Source organism: Streptomyces sp. NPDC053673, assembly GCF_055585225.1.
Window position 1 is genome coordinate 59,780 of record NZ_JBVJKN010000008.1, and the last position, 14,831, is coordinate 74,610.

The window sequence follows — 14,831 nt, forward strand, 5'->3', positions numbered from 1 at the left end:
TGAGTACATGACCAATACGGGGGCATCCACGGAGGCATCCAAGACCGCCGGAGTCACCACGCCGGCCGCGGCGGCAGAAGTCGCGCAGCAGCTGCACGACGCCCCGGAGGGACACTTCGGCCGGCCGCCGGTCGAGGTCGTGTCGTACCGGCCGGGGGCGGCGTCGGTGGAACGGCGCGAGGCGTTCCGGGAGGTGTACGACGCGCTGGTGGCCAGGATCGGCGAGCCGACGCTGTACGGGGGATCGGCGCGGGGGCCCAGTGTCCGGTGGCGCGACGACAGCCGGCTGGTGCTGCTGTCCGGCGACCGCTTCGGCGCCCGGCTGTCGGTGCACCGTCCGGAGGAGCTGGAGGACGATGAGCGCCGGCGCTTCGAATGGGGCGGCGCCTGGTCGGTGGACGAGCCGGAGGACTTCGATCTCCTGCCGTACAGCTGGCAGTTGTACCGGAACGGGCCGGGTGCGCGACCCGTGGCACGTCCCGGCGCCCGGCTCGCGAGCCGCTGGGACCATCTGGAGACCGCGCTGGAGCTGATGCTCGCGGCCTGGGCCGAGCAGCTCCCGGTGCAGGTGCCGGGCGACTGGGCGGGCTTCACCATCCGTTGCAGCCGGGACTGGGGGCGTGATCTGGTCGTCTCGTACAGCCCGGGCGAGGGGCTGGGGGTGGCGGTCGACGACCGGGACGCGGAACAGGGCCCGGAGCGGGAGCGGCAGATGCGGGAGCGTGGCTGGCAGACCCGCGACAAGGGCTGGTGGCAGTCGGCCTTCCCGGATTCGGAGGAGGGCGCGGCGGCCGCGGCGGCGCGGCTGGCGGTCGGTGAGCTGCGGGTGCGCGGGGCGGTCACTCCGGACGAGCTGGTGGCCCGGGACGTCGGTGTGAACGACCGCGGCGAGCTGTCGCTCCCGGGCCTGGGGATACGGACACACTGAGGCCCCTCCCTCCCCGGACAGCTTCCGTACGGGCCATCGGGAGCGCTTCGCCGACAGCCGAAGTGCCGCCGGGAACGCCAGTGCCATCAGCGCCTGCACCGCCGCGGCCGCCGCGCACAGCAGAGCGGAACGGCGGACAAGCGGAAGGGCGGGACACCGCGCTCGGTGTCCCACCCTTCCGTCCGTACAGCTGCGGATCAGCCCTCGGTCACGCCGAGCTTCTCCAGGATCAGCTCCTTGACACGGGCAGCGTCGGCCTGGCCACGGGTGGCCTTCATGACCGCGCCGACCAGCGCGCCGACCGCCGCGACCTTGCCGCCGCGGATCTTGTCCGCGATGGCCGCGTTGCCGGCGATCGCCTCGTCGACAGCGGTGCCCAGCGCACCCTCGTCGGAGACGACCTTGAGGCCGCGCTTCTCGACCACGGCGTCCGGGTCGCCCTCGCCCGCGAGGACACCCTCGATGACCTGGCGCGCCAGCTTGTCGTTGAGCGAGCCGTCGGCGACCAGGGCGGTCACCCGGGCTACCTGCTTCGGGGTGATGGCCAGCGCGTCGAGGGAGACGCCCGACTCGTTGGCGTTACGGGACAGCTCGCCCATCCACCACTTGCGGGCGGAGACGGAGTCGGCGCCCGCCTCGATCGTGGCGACGATCAGGTCGACCGCGCCCGCGTTGAGGATCGACTGCATGTCGTGCTCCGAGATGCCCCACTCCTCGCGGAGCCGGTTGCGGCGCACGCGCGGCAGCTCGGGAAGTCCCGCGCGGAGCTCCTCGACCCACTCACGGGACGGGGCGACGGGAACGAGGTCGGGCTCCGGGAAGTACCGGTAGTCCTCGGCCTCCTCCTTGACCCGGCCGGACGTCGTCGAACCGTCCTCCTCGTGGAAGTGACGGGTCTCCTGGACGATCGTGCCGCCCGAGGAGAGCACCGCCGCGTGGCGCATGACCTCGTAGCGCACCGCACGCTCGACGGAACGCAGCGAGTTGACGTTCTTCGTCTCGGAGCGGGTGCCGAACTTCTCGGTGCCGTTCGGCCGCAGCGAGAGGTTCACGTCGCAGCGCATCTGGCCCATTTCCATACGGGCCTCGGAGACGTCGAGAGCACGGATGAGCTCGCGCAGTTCGGCGACGTACGCCTTCGCGACCTCGGGAGCGCGCTCACCGGCGCCGACGATCGGCTTGGTGACGATCTCGATCAGCGGGATGCCTGCGCGGTTGTAGTCCAGCAGGGAGTGGGACGCGCCGTGGATACGGCCGGTGGCGCCGCCGACGTGGGTCGACTTGCCGGTGTCCTCCTCCATGTGGGCGCGCTCGATCTCCACGCGGAAGACCTCGCCGTCCTCCAGCTGGACGTCCAGATAGCCGTCGAAGGCGATCGGCTCGTCGTACTGCGAGGTCTGGAAGTTCTTCGGCATGTCCGGATAGAAGTAGTTCTTCCGGGCGAAACGGCACCACTCGGCGATCTCGCAGTTGAGCGCGAGACCGATCTTGATGGCGGACTCGACGCCCACGGCGTTCATCACCGGCAGCGAGCCGGGCAGGCCGAGGCAGGTGGGGCAGGTCTGCGAGTTGGGCTCGGCGCCCAGCTCGGTCGAGCAGCCACAGAACATCTTGGTCCTGGTGCCGAGTTCGACATGGACCTCAAGGCCCATGACGGGGTCGTACGACGCGAGAGCGTCCTCGTACGACACCAGGTCAGTCGTGACGGTCACGGTGAAACTTTCCCTCTCAGCCGAGCAGGACGTCGTCGTCGCCCAGCCGCTTCAACTCGCGGTAGAGCAGGGCGATGCCGGTCACAATGGCGGCGGCGGACACGGCAGCGTCGATCAGCCGGAGCGTGTCGTGCTCCAGGCGGGCCTTCTTGACCTGCTTGGCGACGCTGATCGCACCGAAGGCGGTGGTGCCGATGGACAGGTAGGTGCCGGTCTTGGACTTCTTGAAGCCCTTGGCCTTCTGCAACGTGCTCACAGTGACGGTGCCTCCTCCAGCAGCGGGTGGCCCCACTTTTCCACGAAGGCGGCCTCGACGGCCGCACCCACCTTGTAAAGGCGGTCGTCCTTCATGGCGGGGGCGATGATCTGCAGACCGACCGGGAGGTTGTCCTCCGGAGCCAGGCCGCAGGGCAGCGACATCGCCGCGTTGCCGGCCAGGTTGGTCGGGATGGTGCACAGGTCGGCGAGGTACATCGCCATCGGGTCGTCGGCACGCTCGCCGATCGGGAAGGCGGTGGTCGGGGTCGTCGGGGAGACGATCACGTCGACCTGCTCGAAGGCCTTCTCGAAGTCCTGCTTGATGAGCGTGCGGACCTTCTGGGCGCTGCCGTAGTACGCGTCGTAGTAGCCGGACGACAGGGCGTACGTGCCGAGCATGATGCGGCGCTTGACCTCGTCGCCGAAGCCGGCCTCACGGGTGAGGGCGGTGACGTCCTCGGCGGACTTCGTGCCGTCGTCGCCGACGCGCAGGCCGTAGCGCATGGCGTCGAAGCGCGCGAGGTTCGAGGAGCACTCGGACGGCGCGATCAGGTAGTACGCGGAGAGCGCGAGGTCGAAGGACGGGCAGTCCAGCTCGACGATCTCGGCGCCCAGCTCGCGCAGCAGCTCGACGGACTCGTCGAAGCGCTGGACGACGCCGGCCTGGTAGCCCTCGCCGCGGAACTGCTTGACCACGCCGACGCGCATGCCGCTGACGCTGCCGTTGCGGGCCGCCTCCACGACCGGCGGGACCGGCGCGTCGATCGAGGTCGAGTCCAGCGGGTCGTGCCCGGCGATGACCTCGTGCAGCAGCGCCGCGTCCAGGACCGTACGGGCACACGGGCCGCCCTGGTCGAGGGACGAGGAGAAGGCGACCATGCCGAAGCGGGAGACACCGCCGTAGGTCGGCTTGACGCCGACGGTGCCGGTGACGGCGGCGGGCTGGCGGATCGAGCCGCCGGTGTCCGTGCCGATGGCGAGCGGGGCCTGGTACGAGGCGAGGGCGGCGGACGAGCCGCCGCCGGAGCCGCCGGGGATCCGGGTCAGGTCCCAGGGGTTGCCGGTCGGACCGTACGCGCTGTTCTCGGTCGAGGACCCCATGGCGAACTCGTCCATGTTGGTCTTGCCGAGGATCACGACGTCGGCGGCCTTGAGACGCTTGGTGAGCGTGGCGTCGTACGGCGGGATCCAGCCCTCGAGGATCTTCGAACCGACCGTGGTCGGGATGCCCTCGGTGGTGAAGATGTCCTTCAGCGCGAGCGGGACGCCGGCCAGCGGGCCCAGCTTCTCGCCGCGCTCGCGCTTGGCGTCGACGGCGCGCGCCTGCGCGAGAGCGCCCTCACGGTCGATATACAAAAAGGCGTTGACCTTCTCGTCCACGGCCTCGATCCGGGCGAGGTGCGCCTCGGTGACCTCGACGGCCGTGAGCTCACCGGCGGCGATCTTCGCGGCGATCCCGGCCGCTGTGAGCTTGATGATGGTGCTGTCCGTCATGACTGTTTAGTCCTCCCCCAGGATCTGCGGCACCTTGAAACGCTGCTGCTCCTGTGCCGGGGCGCCGGAGAGCGCCTGCTCGGGGGTGAGCGACGGACGGACCTCGTCCGCGCGCATGACATTGGTCAGCGGCAGCGGGTGGGAGGTCGGCGGTACGTCTTGGTCGGCGACCTCGGAGACGCGGGCGACCGCGCCGATGATGTCGTCGAGCTGTCCGGCGAAGTGGTCGAGCTCTTCGTCCTTCAGCTCCAGACGTGCCAGCCGGGCGAGGTGAGCGACCTCCTCGCGCGTGATGCCAGGCATGCAGCGATCCTCAGGGGTGAGTGTGATGGTTTTGGCCCAATCCTATGGGCCAGGCGCCGGTGCCCGCGAAACGCTTTCCCCCGCCGCACCGGCACACGCCCTCTCGGGCCGCCGCCCGCCCGCCGCACAGCCGCGTTCCGCCGTTCTCCCGTCACTGGTCATGTCCCGTTCATTTGGCGCTGAGGACTGGCTCACTGGCTCAAGTTGTCCAAACAACTTCTGGCACCGGGGTCCGCCTCCCGGGCGGAGAGGACCTTCAGTCCGGTGTCCCCAGTCATCACCGCCGCCGCGTCCGGCAACGCCCTGTCGTTGATCTCGCCCACGAGCCCGCGCGAGGGGGACCGGCTGACCTTCCGCTGGTCCACCGACGCGCCCCACGCCAGGAACTGGATCGGGATCTACGACGGCGACCGCAAGCCGGGCGTCGGGTCCTCGCTGGTCTGGTCGTACGTCACCGAGGCGTCCGGCGACATCACCCTCGACACCACCGGCCTCGGCGAGGGCACCTACACGGCCTATCTGCTCGCCAAGGACGGGTACGGCATCCTCGCCAGGACGGGGCGACAGCCACGAGAAGCTGCTGCGGCTGATCCTCGCCCAGGGGCTCGACGCCGTGGCCCTCCAGGAGACCGGCGGCACCGCTGCCGGGCCGCTCGCCGACGCCCTGGGGTGGCACGCCCACGACACCCCGGCCGGGGTCGGGCTGATCAGCCGCTTCCCGCTCGCCGCCATATCGGCGCCGCTGGCACCTCGGAGACCGATGGCCGGTACGACTTCACCGTGATGGGCGCGGACGGCATCGTACGCCGCTTCTCCGGCACGGTCGTACGCAAGGGGCGCGAGGCGGGCGCCCCCGTGCCGTCGGTGACGGCTTCGCTGCACGGCCGCCGTCCCGAACGGGCCACGGTGGAACTGCGCTTCACCAATCAGGGTGCCACGCAGGTCTCCTTCACCGTCACTGCGGACGGCGATCCGAAGGCGGCCCGTACGGTGTGGGTGGGGCTGGGTGGCCGGTCCTCGGTGAGCTTGCAGGTGCGCGACGGACGCTACGACCTGGAGGTGACGGCGGCGAGCGGAACCCGTTTCCGGCAGCGCTACGCGGGAACGGTGCACGCCGGCTGACCACTGCCCCCGCCCGGACCTCCCGGTCCATCGGGACTCCCTGGCCTACCGGGACCTTCTGGTCACTGCACGACGTGGCCCGACGGGCTGTCGGCTTCCACCGTGGAGCCGGCGGGGAGCTCCGCGGCGGGGCGGCGCCAGCCGTGCTCGCCGCGGGCCCTCAGCCAGGCGGTGGTCTCCTGCGGGGGCATCGCCGCGGCGACGAGCCAGCCCTGGACCGCGTCGCAGCCGAGGTCACGCAGCCGCTCCCAGGTCTCGTCGTCCTCGACACCCTCCGCGACCACGAGCAGCCCGAGCGAGTGGGCGAGATCGACGGTGCAGCGGACGATCTCGGCGTCCTCGTTGTCGACCGCCAGCCGGGCCACGAACGACCGGTCGATCTTCAGCTCGCTGACGGGCAGCCGGCGCAGATGGACGAGCGACGAGTAGCCGGTACCGAAGTCGTCCAGCGACATTTTCACGCCGTGACCGGTCAGCCCGGCGAGGGTGTCGGCGGCGCGCTGGGGATCCTCCAGCAGCACGTGCTCCGTTATCTCCAGCTGCAGCGCCCCGGCCGGGACGCCGTGCCGGGCGAGCCGGGCCGCGACCGCGCCCGCGAAGCCCGGAGTGTGGACGTCACGCGGCGACACGTTGACGGCGACCGGCACGAAGAGGCCCTGGGCGCGCCATTTGGCGACCTGGCCGAGGGCCGTCTCCAGGACGTACTCCGTCAGATGGGGCATCAGCCCGGAGGACTCGGCGATGGCGATGAACTCGTCGGGAGGGACCCGGCCGCGCTCCGGGTGCACCCAGCGCACCAGCGCCTCAAGACCCGCGACATGACCGTCGAAGCCGACTTTGGGCTGGTAGTGCAGCTCCACATCGCCCGCGTCCAGCGCCCGGCGCAGATCGCCGAGCAGTCCGAGCCTGTCCGGCGTGTTCGAATCGCGTTTGGATTCGTACACCTCGACGCCCGTGCGATCGCGCTTGGCCTGGTACATCGCCACATCGGCGCGCCTGAGCAGCCCTTCGGCGTCCAGGGCGTGATCGGGGAAGACCGCGAGACCGGCGCTCGCCTCCAGGACGAGTGTCAGTCCGTCGAGGTCGAGGGGCGAGGAGAGTTCGGCGACGAGATGGCGGGCCACGCGCTGGGCGCTGGTGGTGGAGTCGGCCCTCGGCAGGAGCACGGCGAACTCGTCGCCGCCGAGCCGCGCGGCCTCCGCGCCCCGCGGCAGCGCCAGCTTGAGCCGTTCGGCTATCTGGAGGAGCAGCCGGTCACCCGCGAGATGCCCGAGCGTGTCATTGACCGAACGGAATCGGTCGAGGTCGATCAGAACGAGAGCGGACCGGGCGCCGACGCCCTCGGCCTCCTCCAGCGCCGCCCAGGTGCGCTCCAGCAGCCACTGACGGTTGGGCAGTCCGGTGAGCGGGTCGCGCAGCTGCTCCTCGGCCCGGGCGCGGGCGATCCACAGCGTGGAGTCGAGGGCGATCAACGGCACCGCGAACAGCGGCAGCAGGATCGGCAGGGCGGTCGCGACCACGCAGATCAGCGGGGCGATGCCGAACAGTGCGACGGCGACGAGCCCCTGACGCAGCAGGGCCGTACGGGCGACGGTGGGCAGTCCGCCGCCCTGCGGTGCCAGCACGTACCAGAGCAGCACACGGGTCACACCGAGATACGCCGCTGCCGCGAGCACCACCTCGGGGACGACGTCGAACCCCCATTCCAGGGGTTGCCACGGCTGTTCGACCGTCGGTGCCTCGCCGAACGCGACGAGGACCAGCGCGGCGGCTCCGATGCCCAGGATGTCGGCCGCGCCGTGCAGAATGCCCTGCCTCCAGCGGTGCCGGCGGGCGGTGCCGACGAGCATCACGACGGCCAGGCTGACCAGGCCTGCGGGCACCCAGCCGTACAGCAGCAGCACGGCGACGGTGAGGGCGGCACCGGAGCCGGTGCCGCCCCACCATCGGTCGCGGCCGAGCGCGACCAGATGGCCGACGATGATGCCGGTGAGCACGGCGAGGGACCAGCCCTCGGTGCCGCCGGGGAACAGCGCGTTTCCGTCCCGTAGGGCCATGAACAGACCGGTCGCCAGGACAAGGGCGGCGAGTCCGGTCACGACGAAGGGCAGCGTCGAGGCGATGCCCGCGACGAACGCGAACCCCGCGATACCACGCGGCCGTGAGACCGGGGCGGCACTCTCGGTCGGTTTCATTCCGTCCCTCTCACAGCCGGCGGTGCCGATGCCACGCGGTGGCCTCTGCTGTCATGCCAACACGGCTGGAACCTCACCACGCAGGCAGGCACGACAGGCGCACACCTCAACAGTAGGCCGCAGATGGCTCTGACGGGCAGCGCTCTACAGCTCTTGCCCGAATGCGACCCGGCCACCCTTATCCATCTGGTATGCGCCAAACGGGTGACCCTCGTGGGGAGTTCAGCTCGCGCATTCGTGCTATTCGGTGACCGGAACCGCGGCGTCGCGAGCGGCCTCCGGGCCCTGATCAAGCAGCACAGCGAAGCCTTCCTCGTCCAGTACGGGCACCTTCAGCTGCATGGCCTTGTCGTACTTCGAACCGGGGTTGTCACCGACCACCACGAATCCGGTCTTCTTCGAAACGGAACCCGTCACTTTCGCGCCGAGGCTCTGGAGCGCTTCTTTTGCGCCATCCCGCGTGTGGTTCTGGAGCGTTCCGGTGACAACGACAGTGAGGCCTTCCAGCGGTCGCGGCCCTTCGTCCTCACCGGCGCCCTCCTCCTCCATCCGGACGCCCGCAGCCCGCCACTTGCGCAGGATCTCCCGGTGCCAGTCCTCCTCGAACCACTGCTTGAGCGAGGCCGCGATGGTCGGCCCGACGCCCTCGACGGCTGCCAGCTCCTCCTCGGTGGCCTGTTCGATCCGTTCGATGGACCGGAATTCGCGGGCGAGGGCCTCGGCCGCCACCGGTCCGACATGGCGGATGGAGAGGCCGGTGATGATGCGGGCGAGCGGGCGCTCCTTGGCCGCCGCGACGTTCTCCAGCATCGTCAGAGTGTTCTTCTTCGGCTCACCCTGCTGGTTGGCGAAGACCGTGACGATCTTCTCCTCGCCGGTCTTGGGGTCACGCTTGGGCAGTCCGCTGTCCTGGTCGAGCACATACGCCTTGATGGGCAGCAGCTGGTCGACGGTCAGATCGAACAGATCGCCCTCGTCCACCAGCGGCGGGTCGGCGGGCTCCAGCGGCTTGGTCAGCGCCGCGGCCGCCACATACCCGAACGCCTCGATGTCCAGGCACTTGCGGCCCGCGAGATAGAAGAGACGCTCACGCAACTGGGCCGGGCAGGTCCGGGCGTTGGGGCAGCGGAGGTCGATGTCCCCCTCCTTCATGGGCCGCAGCCCCGTGCCGCACTCGGGGCACTCGGCCGGCATCACGAACTCCTGCTCGCTGCCGTCCCGCAGATCGACGACCGGCCCGAGGATCTCCGGGATGACGTCGCCGGCCTTGCGGAGCACCACCGTGTCGCCGATGAGGACGCCCTTGGCCTTCACCACGTCCTGGTTGTGCAGCGTGGCGAACTCGACCTCGGAGCCCGCGACCGTGACCGGCTCCACCTGCGCGTACGGAGTGACGCGGCCCGTACGGCCCACGCCCACCCGGATGTTGACCAGCTTGGTGTTGACCTCCTCCGGCGCGTACTTCCACGCGATGGCCCAGCGGGGCGCCCGGGAGGTCGAGCCGAGACGGCCCTGGAGCGGGATCTCGTCGAGCTTGACGACGACGCCGTCGATCTCGTGCTCCACGGAGTGGCGGTTCTCACCGAAGTACGCGATGAACTCGCGGACCTCGTCGAGCGATTTCACCACCTTGTTGTGCCGGGCGGTCGGCAGGCCCCATTCGCGGAGCAGCTCGTACGCCTGCGAGAGCCGGTCGATCTCCAGGCCCTTGCGCGCGCCGATGCCGTGCACCACCATGTGCAGCGGAAGGGTCGCCGTGACCCTGGGGTCCTTCTGCCGCAGCGAACCCGAGGCGGAGTTGCGGGGGTTGGCATACGGCTGCTCGCCGGACGCCACCCGGCGCGCGTTGAGCTCCTCGAAGGCCTCCATCGGGAAGTAGACCTCGCCGCGGATCTCGACGAGATCCGGGACACGGTCACCGCTCAGCCGGTCCGGAATATCCTTGATCGTCCGCACGTTCGGGGTGATGTCCTCGCCGGTGCGGCCGTCGCCCCGGGTCGCGGCCCGGGTCAGGCGGCCCTTCTCGTAGGTCAGATTGACCGCGAGGCCGTCGACCTTCAGCTCGCACAGGAAGTGGTACTCCGACGTCCCGACCTCTTTGGCGATGCGGTCCGCCCAGGCAGCCAGCTCGGCCTCGTCGAAGGCGTTGTCGAGCGAGAGCATCCGCTCGCGGTGGTCGACCTTGGCGAGCTCCGTCTCGTACGCCCCCGCGACCTTCTGGGTCGGCGAGTCTGGCGTGCGCAGCTCCGGATACTCCTCCTCCAGCGCCTCCAGCGACCGCAGCAGTTTGTCGAACTCGGCGTCGCTGATGACCGGCTGGTCCTTCACGTAGTACCGGAAGCGGTGCTCCTCGACCTGCTCGGCCAGCTGGGCATGCTTCTCCCGTGCCTCGGCGGGCACCGGCCCCTGCTGTTCGACAGCCACCTTCGTCCTCCGTTACCTCAGCCCTCAGTCCATTACTCAGGGTTGTCCGCGAGCGATCTCGCCGCCCGGACACAGTGCGCGAGAGCCGCACGCGCGTAGGCAGGCGAAGCACCGGCCAGCCCGCATGACGGGGTGACCACCACGGACTCGGCGAGAGTCCCCGGATTCAGCCCCAGCCTGCGCCACAACGTCCTGACACCCATGACGCTACCGGCAGGGTCTGACAATGGACCGTCGGTGGATGCCACAACTCCCGCGAAGAGCTTCGTGCCGCCCTCCACGGCCTCACCGATCGCTTCCTCGTCACGCTCGGTGAGCAGGCCGAAATCGAACGAGATGCCCGCGGCTCCGGCCCGGCGCAGCAGCGCGAACGGCACGTCAGGCGCGCAGGAATGCACGGTCACCGGACCCTCGGCGACGCCCGTCACGTCCCGCAGCGTGCTCTCGACGATCTGCCGGTCGACCGCGCGGTGGGTCCGGTATCCGCTGGCGGTCCTGATCTGCCCACGCAGGACGGCCGTGAGGGACGGCTCGTCGAGCTGCAGCACCACCTGGGCGCCGGGGACACGCCGCCGCACCTCCGCGAGATGGGTACGCAGGCCCTCGGCGAGCGAGGCGGCGAGGTCACGGCACGCGCCGGGGTCCGCCAGGGCGGCCTCGCCGTTCCTCAGCTCCAGGGCGGCCGCGAGCGTCCACGGGCCGACGGCCTGGACCTTCAGCGGCCCCTCGTACCCCTGGGTGAACTCCTCCAGGGCGTCCAGGTCCTCCCCGAGCCAGGACCTGGCGCGCCGGGTGTCCCGGCCCGGCCGGTCGCTCACACGCCAGCCGCTGGGCTCGACGTGCGCGTACAACTCGACGAGCAGGCCGATGGTCCGCCCGATCATGTCGGCGCCGGGCCCGCGGGCCGGCAGCTCGGGCAGGTACGGGAAGTCCTCGAAGGACCCGGTGACGGTCTTGGCCGCCTCGCGCGCGTCGCCGCCGGGCATGGAGCCGACCCCGGTCGCGGGCCCCCAGACGTAGTCGCTCATCGCCCCGGCCGGACCGTCAAGTCGTTGACCTCCGCGTCGCGCGGGAGGTCCAGGGCCATCAGGATCGTCGTCGCCACCGACCCCGGATCGATCCACTTCGACGCGTCGTACTCCTTGCCCTCCTGCTGATGCACCTTGGCCTGCATGGGGCTGGCCGTCCGGCCCGGGTAGACGGAGGTGACCCGCACTCCGTTGGCCTTCTCCTCCTGCCGCAGCGCGTCGGCGAGCGCCTTGAGGCCGTGCTTGGAGGCGGCGTACGCGCCCCACTCGGCATGGGCGTTGAGACCCGCGCCGGAGTTGACGAAGACCACCGTGCCCTGGGACACCCGGAGTTGGGGCAGGACCAGCCGGGTCAGCTCCGCAGGCGCCACCAGATTCACATTGAGCTGGGCCTGCCAGGTCTTCGGCGTGAGATCGCCGACCCGGCCCAGGTCCACGATGCCCGCGATGTGCAGCAGCGAGTCGAGGCGCTCGGGCATGGTCTGGTGGGAGAACGCCCAGGAGAGCCGGTCGGGCGTGCCGAGGTCGCCGACGAGGGTGCGAGAGCCCGGATAGGCCGCGGCGAGCTCCTTGGCGCGCCCGGCGTCGCGGGCCAGCAGGACGAGCTCGTCGCCTCGCTCGTGCAGCCTGCGCGCGACGGCCGCGCCGATGCCGGAGCCCGCTCCGGTGATCAGATGTGTAGCCATGCCAGCAATGCTCGCACTACCGGATACCTGCCGACTCCTCGAGGTAGGCGAGCGCCCCGACGCCGTCGTCGGCGAAGAAGACCAGGTCGGTGAGGGGAAGGGGCAGGAAGCCCTCGTCCTCCATACGGCGGAACTGCTGCTTCAGGCCGTCGTAGAACCCCGCCGTGTTGAGCAGCACCACCGGCTTGGTCGTCCTGCCGTGCTTCTTCAGCTCCAGGATCTCGGTCGCCTCGTCCAGCGTGCCCGTACCCCCGACCATGATCACGACCGCGTCGGACTTGGCCAGCAGCAGTGCCTTGCGCTCGGCGAGGTCCCGGGCGATCACCATCTCGTCGGCGCCAGGCCTGACCTTGTCCGCCAGGAACTCCACCGAGACACCTATGAGGCGTCCGCCCGCCTCCTGCACACCGTCCGCGACGATCTTCATCAGACCGACGTCGGAGCCTCCCCAGACCAGGGTGTGTCCGCCCTTGCCGAGCAGCTCGGCGAACTCGCGCGCGGGCCGGGTGTAGCGGTCGTCGAGGTCTGCGGCGGAGAGGAAGACGCAAATATTCATGCGGCCACGGTACGGGCAGCCTCTGACAATCCCCCTGCGGTCGGGCCGCCGGAGAAGTCCTGGGGAAATCCCGTCCGTCGCCGATGAGTTCGGGAGGCGACACCGGTCCGGGAGCCGTGGACAGCTCGAACGATGAGCAAACGATGAGCAAGAGTGGGACGACGATGCCGAAGGACAGCGCCGCCCCCGCCGGCGGTGCGTGTGCCTGCGGGGGTGCATGTACCGGTGCCGGCGCCGGAGGACTACTTCGCGGCGTAGTCCGCCGTCGCGTGCCGCGCCGTCGTGGCGATCGTCGCCGAGCCCACCACGCGCGCGCCGTCGTACAGGACGATCGCCTGGCCGGGCGCCACGCCACGGACCGGCTCCGTGAAGGTGACGCGGAGCTCCGAGCCGTCGACGAGCTCGGCCGTCACCTCGGTCTCGCCACCGTGGGCCCGGAGCTGCGCCGTGTACGTACCGGGGCCGGAGGGGGCCGTTCCGCACCAGCGGGGCTTGATCGCGGTGAGTGCGCCGACCTCGAGGGCCTCGGCGGGGCCCACCGTCACCGTGTTGTCGACGGGTGAGATGTCCAGGACGTAGCGCGGCTTGCCGTCGGGGGCGGGGTGGCCGATGCGCAGCCCCTTGCGCTGGCCGATGGTGAAGCCGTACGCCCCGTCGTGGGTGCCCAGCTTCGCGCCGGACTCGTCGACGATGTCGCCCTCCGACTTGCCGAGGCGGGAGGCGAGGAACCCCTGGGTGTCGCCGTCGGCGATGAAGCAGATGTCGTGACTGTCGGGCTTCTTCGCCACCGCGAGGCCGCGGCGCTCGGCCTCCGCGCGGATCTCGTCCTTGGTGGTGAGGGTGTCGCCGAGCGGGAACATCGCGTGGGCGAGCTGCTTCTCGTCCAGCACGCCGAGGACGTAGGACTGGTCCTTGGCCATGTCGCTGGCCCGGTGCAGCTCGCGGGTGCCGTCGTCCCGTACGACCACCGTCGCGTAGTGACCCGTGCACACCGCGTCGAAGCCCAGGGCCAGGGCCTTGTCCAGCAGGGCGGCGAACTTGATCTTCTCGTTGCACCGCAGGCACGGGTTCGGGGTGCGGCCCGCCTCGTACTCCGCGATGAAGTCCTCCACGACGTCCTCGCGGAACCGCTCGGCGAGGTCCCAGACGTAGAAGGGGATGCCGATGACGTCCGCGGCGCGGCGGGCGTCGCGCGAGTCCTCGATGGTGCAGCAGCCGCGCGCGCCGGTACGGAACGACTGCGGGTTCGCCGAGAGCGCCAGGTGCACCCCGGTGACATCGTGCCCGGCTTCGGCGGCGCGGGCGGCGGCGACGGCGGAGTCCACACCGCCGGACATGGCGGCGAGCACACGGAGGGGGCGCTGGGGTGTCTGAGTCATAGCCCTACCAGAGTACGGGTCGGCGGGAACCGAAGGCCTGCGAGTGGACGTTCTGGAGATCATGGGGAGCGAAGAGGGGCGGCGCGGCGTCGGCCGGCGGACCGTGCTGATCAGCGGCGGAGCCCTGCTCGTCGGGGCGGGTGTGGTGGCCCGGGACGAGCTGAGTCGTCTCTGGTGGCGGCTGCCGGGCATGGAGAAGAAGCGCGTGGAGGGTGAGCTGGACCACGCGGGCGCGGTGTGGACGGCGGCCGCCCGGGCGAACTGGCGGCGCGCGGACCGGCCCGCGGACTACACGATCGACCGGGTCGTGATCCATGTCGTCCAGGGCAGCTATCCGACCGCCCTGAAGGTCTTCAAGGACCCCGGGCACGGCGCCGCCGCGCACTATGTGGTGGGCAAGGACGGGCGCGTCGCCCAGATGATCCGCGAGCTCGACGTCGCCTTCCACGCCGGGAACCGGGATGTGAACGAGCGGAGCGTCGGCATCGAGCACGAAGGCTTCGTCGACCGGCCGCAGGACTTCACGGACGCCATGTACGCGGCGTCGGCCCGGCTGACCGCGGGGATATGCGAGCGGTACGGGATACCGGTGGACCGGGAGCACATCATCGGCCATGTCGAGGTGCCGGGCACGGACCACACCGACCCCGGTCCGCACTGGGACTGGGACCGGTACATACGACTGGTACGGGAGGCCGCGGCCGCTCCTCCGAAGCCCAGGACGACGACCGCCGGCTGAGTCCCGC

Annotated in this window: 13 protein-coding genes; 3 read left to right on the forward strand and 10 right to left on the reverse strand. The window is 70.5% G+C overall.

Features of this window, described 5'->3' with window-relative positions:
• The first annotated feature begins 7 nt into the window (after positions 1–7).
• Complete coding sequence (locus tag ACZ6ZQ_RS14255; RefSeq protein ID WP_469768822.1) at positions 8–928, forward strand: hypothetical protein; 921 nt, start codon at positions 8–10, stop codon at positions 926–928.
• Positions 929–1,125: 197 nt separating this feature from the next.
• Here the strand turns inward: ACZ6ZQ_RS14255 and gatB are convergent, their stop codons facing one another.
• Genes gatB through gatC form a run of 4 tightly spaced genes read right to left on the reverse strand, consistent with a single transcriptional unit; the run spans position 1,126 to position 4,695 of the window.
• Complete coding sequence (gatB, locus tag ACZ6ZQ_RS14260) at positions 1,126–2,640, reverse strand: Asp-tRNA(Asn)/Glu-tRNA(Gln) amidotransferase subunit GatB (protein ID WP_469768823.1); 1,515 nt, start codon at positions 2,638–2,640, stop codon at positions 1,126–1,128.
• Positions 2,641–2,656: 16 nt separating this feature from the next.
• Entirely contained in the window at positions 2,657–2,896 is a 240-nt protein-coding gene (locus tag ACZ6ZQ_RS14265) for a hypothetical protein (protein WP_469768824.1), read from the reverse strand.
• Complete coding sequence (gene gatA / locus ACZ6ZQ_RS14270) at positions 2,893–4,392, reverse strand: Asp-tRNA(Asn)/Glu-tRNA(Gln) amidotransferase subunit GatA (RefSeq protein WP_469768825.1); 1,500 nt, start codon at positions 4,390–4,392, stop codon at positions 2,893–2,895. Before gatA ends, ACZ6ZQ_RS14265 begins: the two co-directional genes overlap by 4 nt.
• Positions 4,393–4,398: 6 nt before the next feature.
• Positions 4,399–4,695: an Asp-tRNA(Asn)/Glu-tRNA(Gln) amidotransferase subunit GatC gene (gatC, locus tag ACZ6ZQ_RS14275; protein WP_016642027.1), complete on the reverse strand. Its 297-nt coding sequence runs from the start codon at positions 4,693–4,695 to the stop codon at positions 4,399–4,401.
• 264 nt (positions 4,696–4,959) lie between these two features.
• Between gatC and ACZ6ZQ_RS14280 the strand changes: the two genes are divergently transcribed.
• The gene (locus ACZ6ZQ_RS14280; RefSeq protein WP_469768826.1) at positions 4,960–5,817 is read left to right on the forward strand and encodes a phospholipase domain-containing protein; all 858 of its coding nucleotides are present in this window, start codon (positions 4,960–4,962) and stop codon (positions 5,815–5,817) included.
• Between the two features lie 62 nt (positions 5,818–5,879).
• Here the strand turns inward: ACZ6ZQ_RS14280 and ACZ6ZQ_RS14285 are convergent, their stop codons facing one another.
• The 6 genes from ACZ6ZQ_RS14285 to mnmA form a co-directional block, all read right to left on the reverse strand.
• Positions 5,880–8,012, reverse strand: coding sequence for a putative bifunctional diguanylate cyclase/phosphodiesterase (locus tag ACZ6ZQ_RS14285; RefSeq protein ID WP_469768827.1), 2,133 nt, complete (start codon positions 8,010–8,012; stop codon positions 5,880–5,882).
• A gap of 240 nt (positions 8,013–8,252) precedes the next feature.
• The gene (ligA, locus tag ACZ6ZQ_RS14290) at positions 8,253–10,436 is read right to left on the reverse strand and encodes an NAD-dependent DNA ligase LigA (protein WP_469768828.1); all 2,184 of its coding nucleotides are present in this window, start codon (positions 10,434–10,436) and stop codon (positions 8,253–8,255) included.
• 32 nt (positions 10,437–10,468) lie between these two features.
• Entirely contained in the window at positions 10,469–11,464 is a 996-nt protein-coding gene (locus tag ACZ6ZQ_RS14295; RefSeq protein WP_469768829.1) for a methionine synthase, read from the reverse strand.
• Positions 11,461–12,150: an SDR family oxidoreductase gene (locus ACZ6ZQ_RS14300; protein ID WP_469768830.1), complete on the reverse strand. Its 690-nt coding sequence runs from the start codon at positions 12,148–12,150 to the stop codon at positions 11,461–11,463. Before ACZ6ZQ_RS14300 ends, ACZ6ZQ_RS14295 begins: the two co-directional genes overlap by 4 nt.
• Before the next feature lie 16 nt (positions 12,151–12,166).
• On the reverse strand, positions 12,167–12,706 hold the full coding sequence (locus ACZ6ZQ_RS14305; RefSeq protein WP_469768831.1) for an LOG family protein: 540 nt from the start codon (positions 12,704–12,706) through the stop codon (positions 12,167–12,169).
• Positions 12,707–12,948: 242 nt separating this feature from the next.
• Positions 12,949–14,085: a tRNA 2-thiouridine(34) synthase MnmA gene (gene mnmA / locus ACZ6ZQ_RS14310; protein ID WP_469768832.1), complete on the reverse strand. Its 1,137-nt coding sequence runs from the start codon at positions 14,083–14,085 to the stop codon at positions 12,949–12,951.
• 61 nt (positions 14,086–14,146) lie between these two features.
• On the opposite strand from mnmA, the gene ACZ6ZQ_RS14315 reads away from it, so the two are divergent.
• Positions 14,147–14,824: an N-acetylmuramoyl-L-alanine amidase gene (locus ACZ6ZQ_RS14315; RefSeq protein WP_469768833.1), complete on the forward strand. Its 678-nt coding sequence runs from the start codon at positions 14,147–14,149 to the stop codon at positions 14,822–14,824.
• Positions 14,825–14,831: the final 7 nt, after the last annotated feature.

Bases quoted from the DNA above. Each gene is read 5' to 3' on its own strand.
- ACZ6ZQ_RS14255 (WP_469768822.1), top strand. From the start codon at position 8: ATGACCAATACGGGGGCATCCACGGAGGCATCCAAGACCGCCGGAGTC.
- ACZ6ZQ_RS14295 (WP_469768829.1), bottom strand. From the start codon at position 11,464: ATGAGCGACTACGTCTGGGGGCCCGCGACCGGGGTCGGCTCCATGCCC.
- gatA (WP_469768825.1), bottom strand. From the start codon at position 4,392: ATGACGGACAGCACCATCATCAAGCTCACAGCGGCCGGGATCGCCGCG.
- ACZ6ZQ_RS14315 (WP_469768833.1), top strand. From the start codon at position 14,147: ATGGGGAGCGAAGAGGGGCGGCGCGGCGTCGGCCGGCGGACCGTGCTG.
- ACZ6ZQ_RS14285 (WP_469768827.1), bottom strand. From the start codon at position 8,012: ATGAAACCGACCGAGAGTGCCGCCCCGGTCTCACGGCCGCGTGGTATC.
- gatC (WP_016642027.1), bottom strand. From the start codon at position 4,695: ATGCCTGGCATCACGCGCGAGGAGGTCGCTCACCTCGCCCGGCTGGCA.
- ACZ6ZQ_RS14305 (WP_469768831.1), bottom strand. From the start codon at position 12,706: ATGAATATTTGCGTCTTCCTCTCCGCCGCAGACCTCGACGACCGCTAC.
- ACZ6ZQ_RS14300 (WP_469768830.1), bottom strand. From the start codon at position 12,150: ATGGCTACACATCTGATCACCGGAGCGGGCTCCGGCATCGGCGCGGCC.
- mnmA (WP_469768832.1), bottom strand. From the start codon at position 14,085: ATGACTCAGACACCCCAGCGCCCCCTCCGTGTGCTCGCCGCCATGTCC.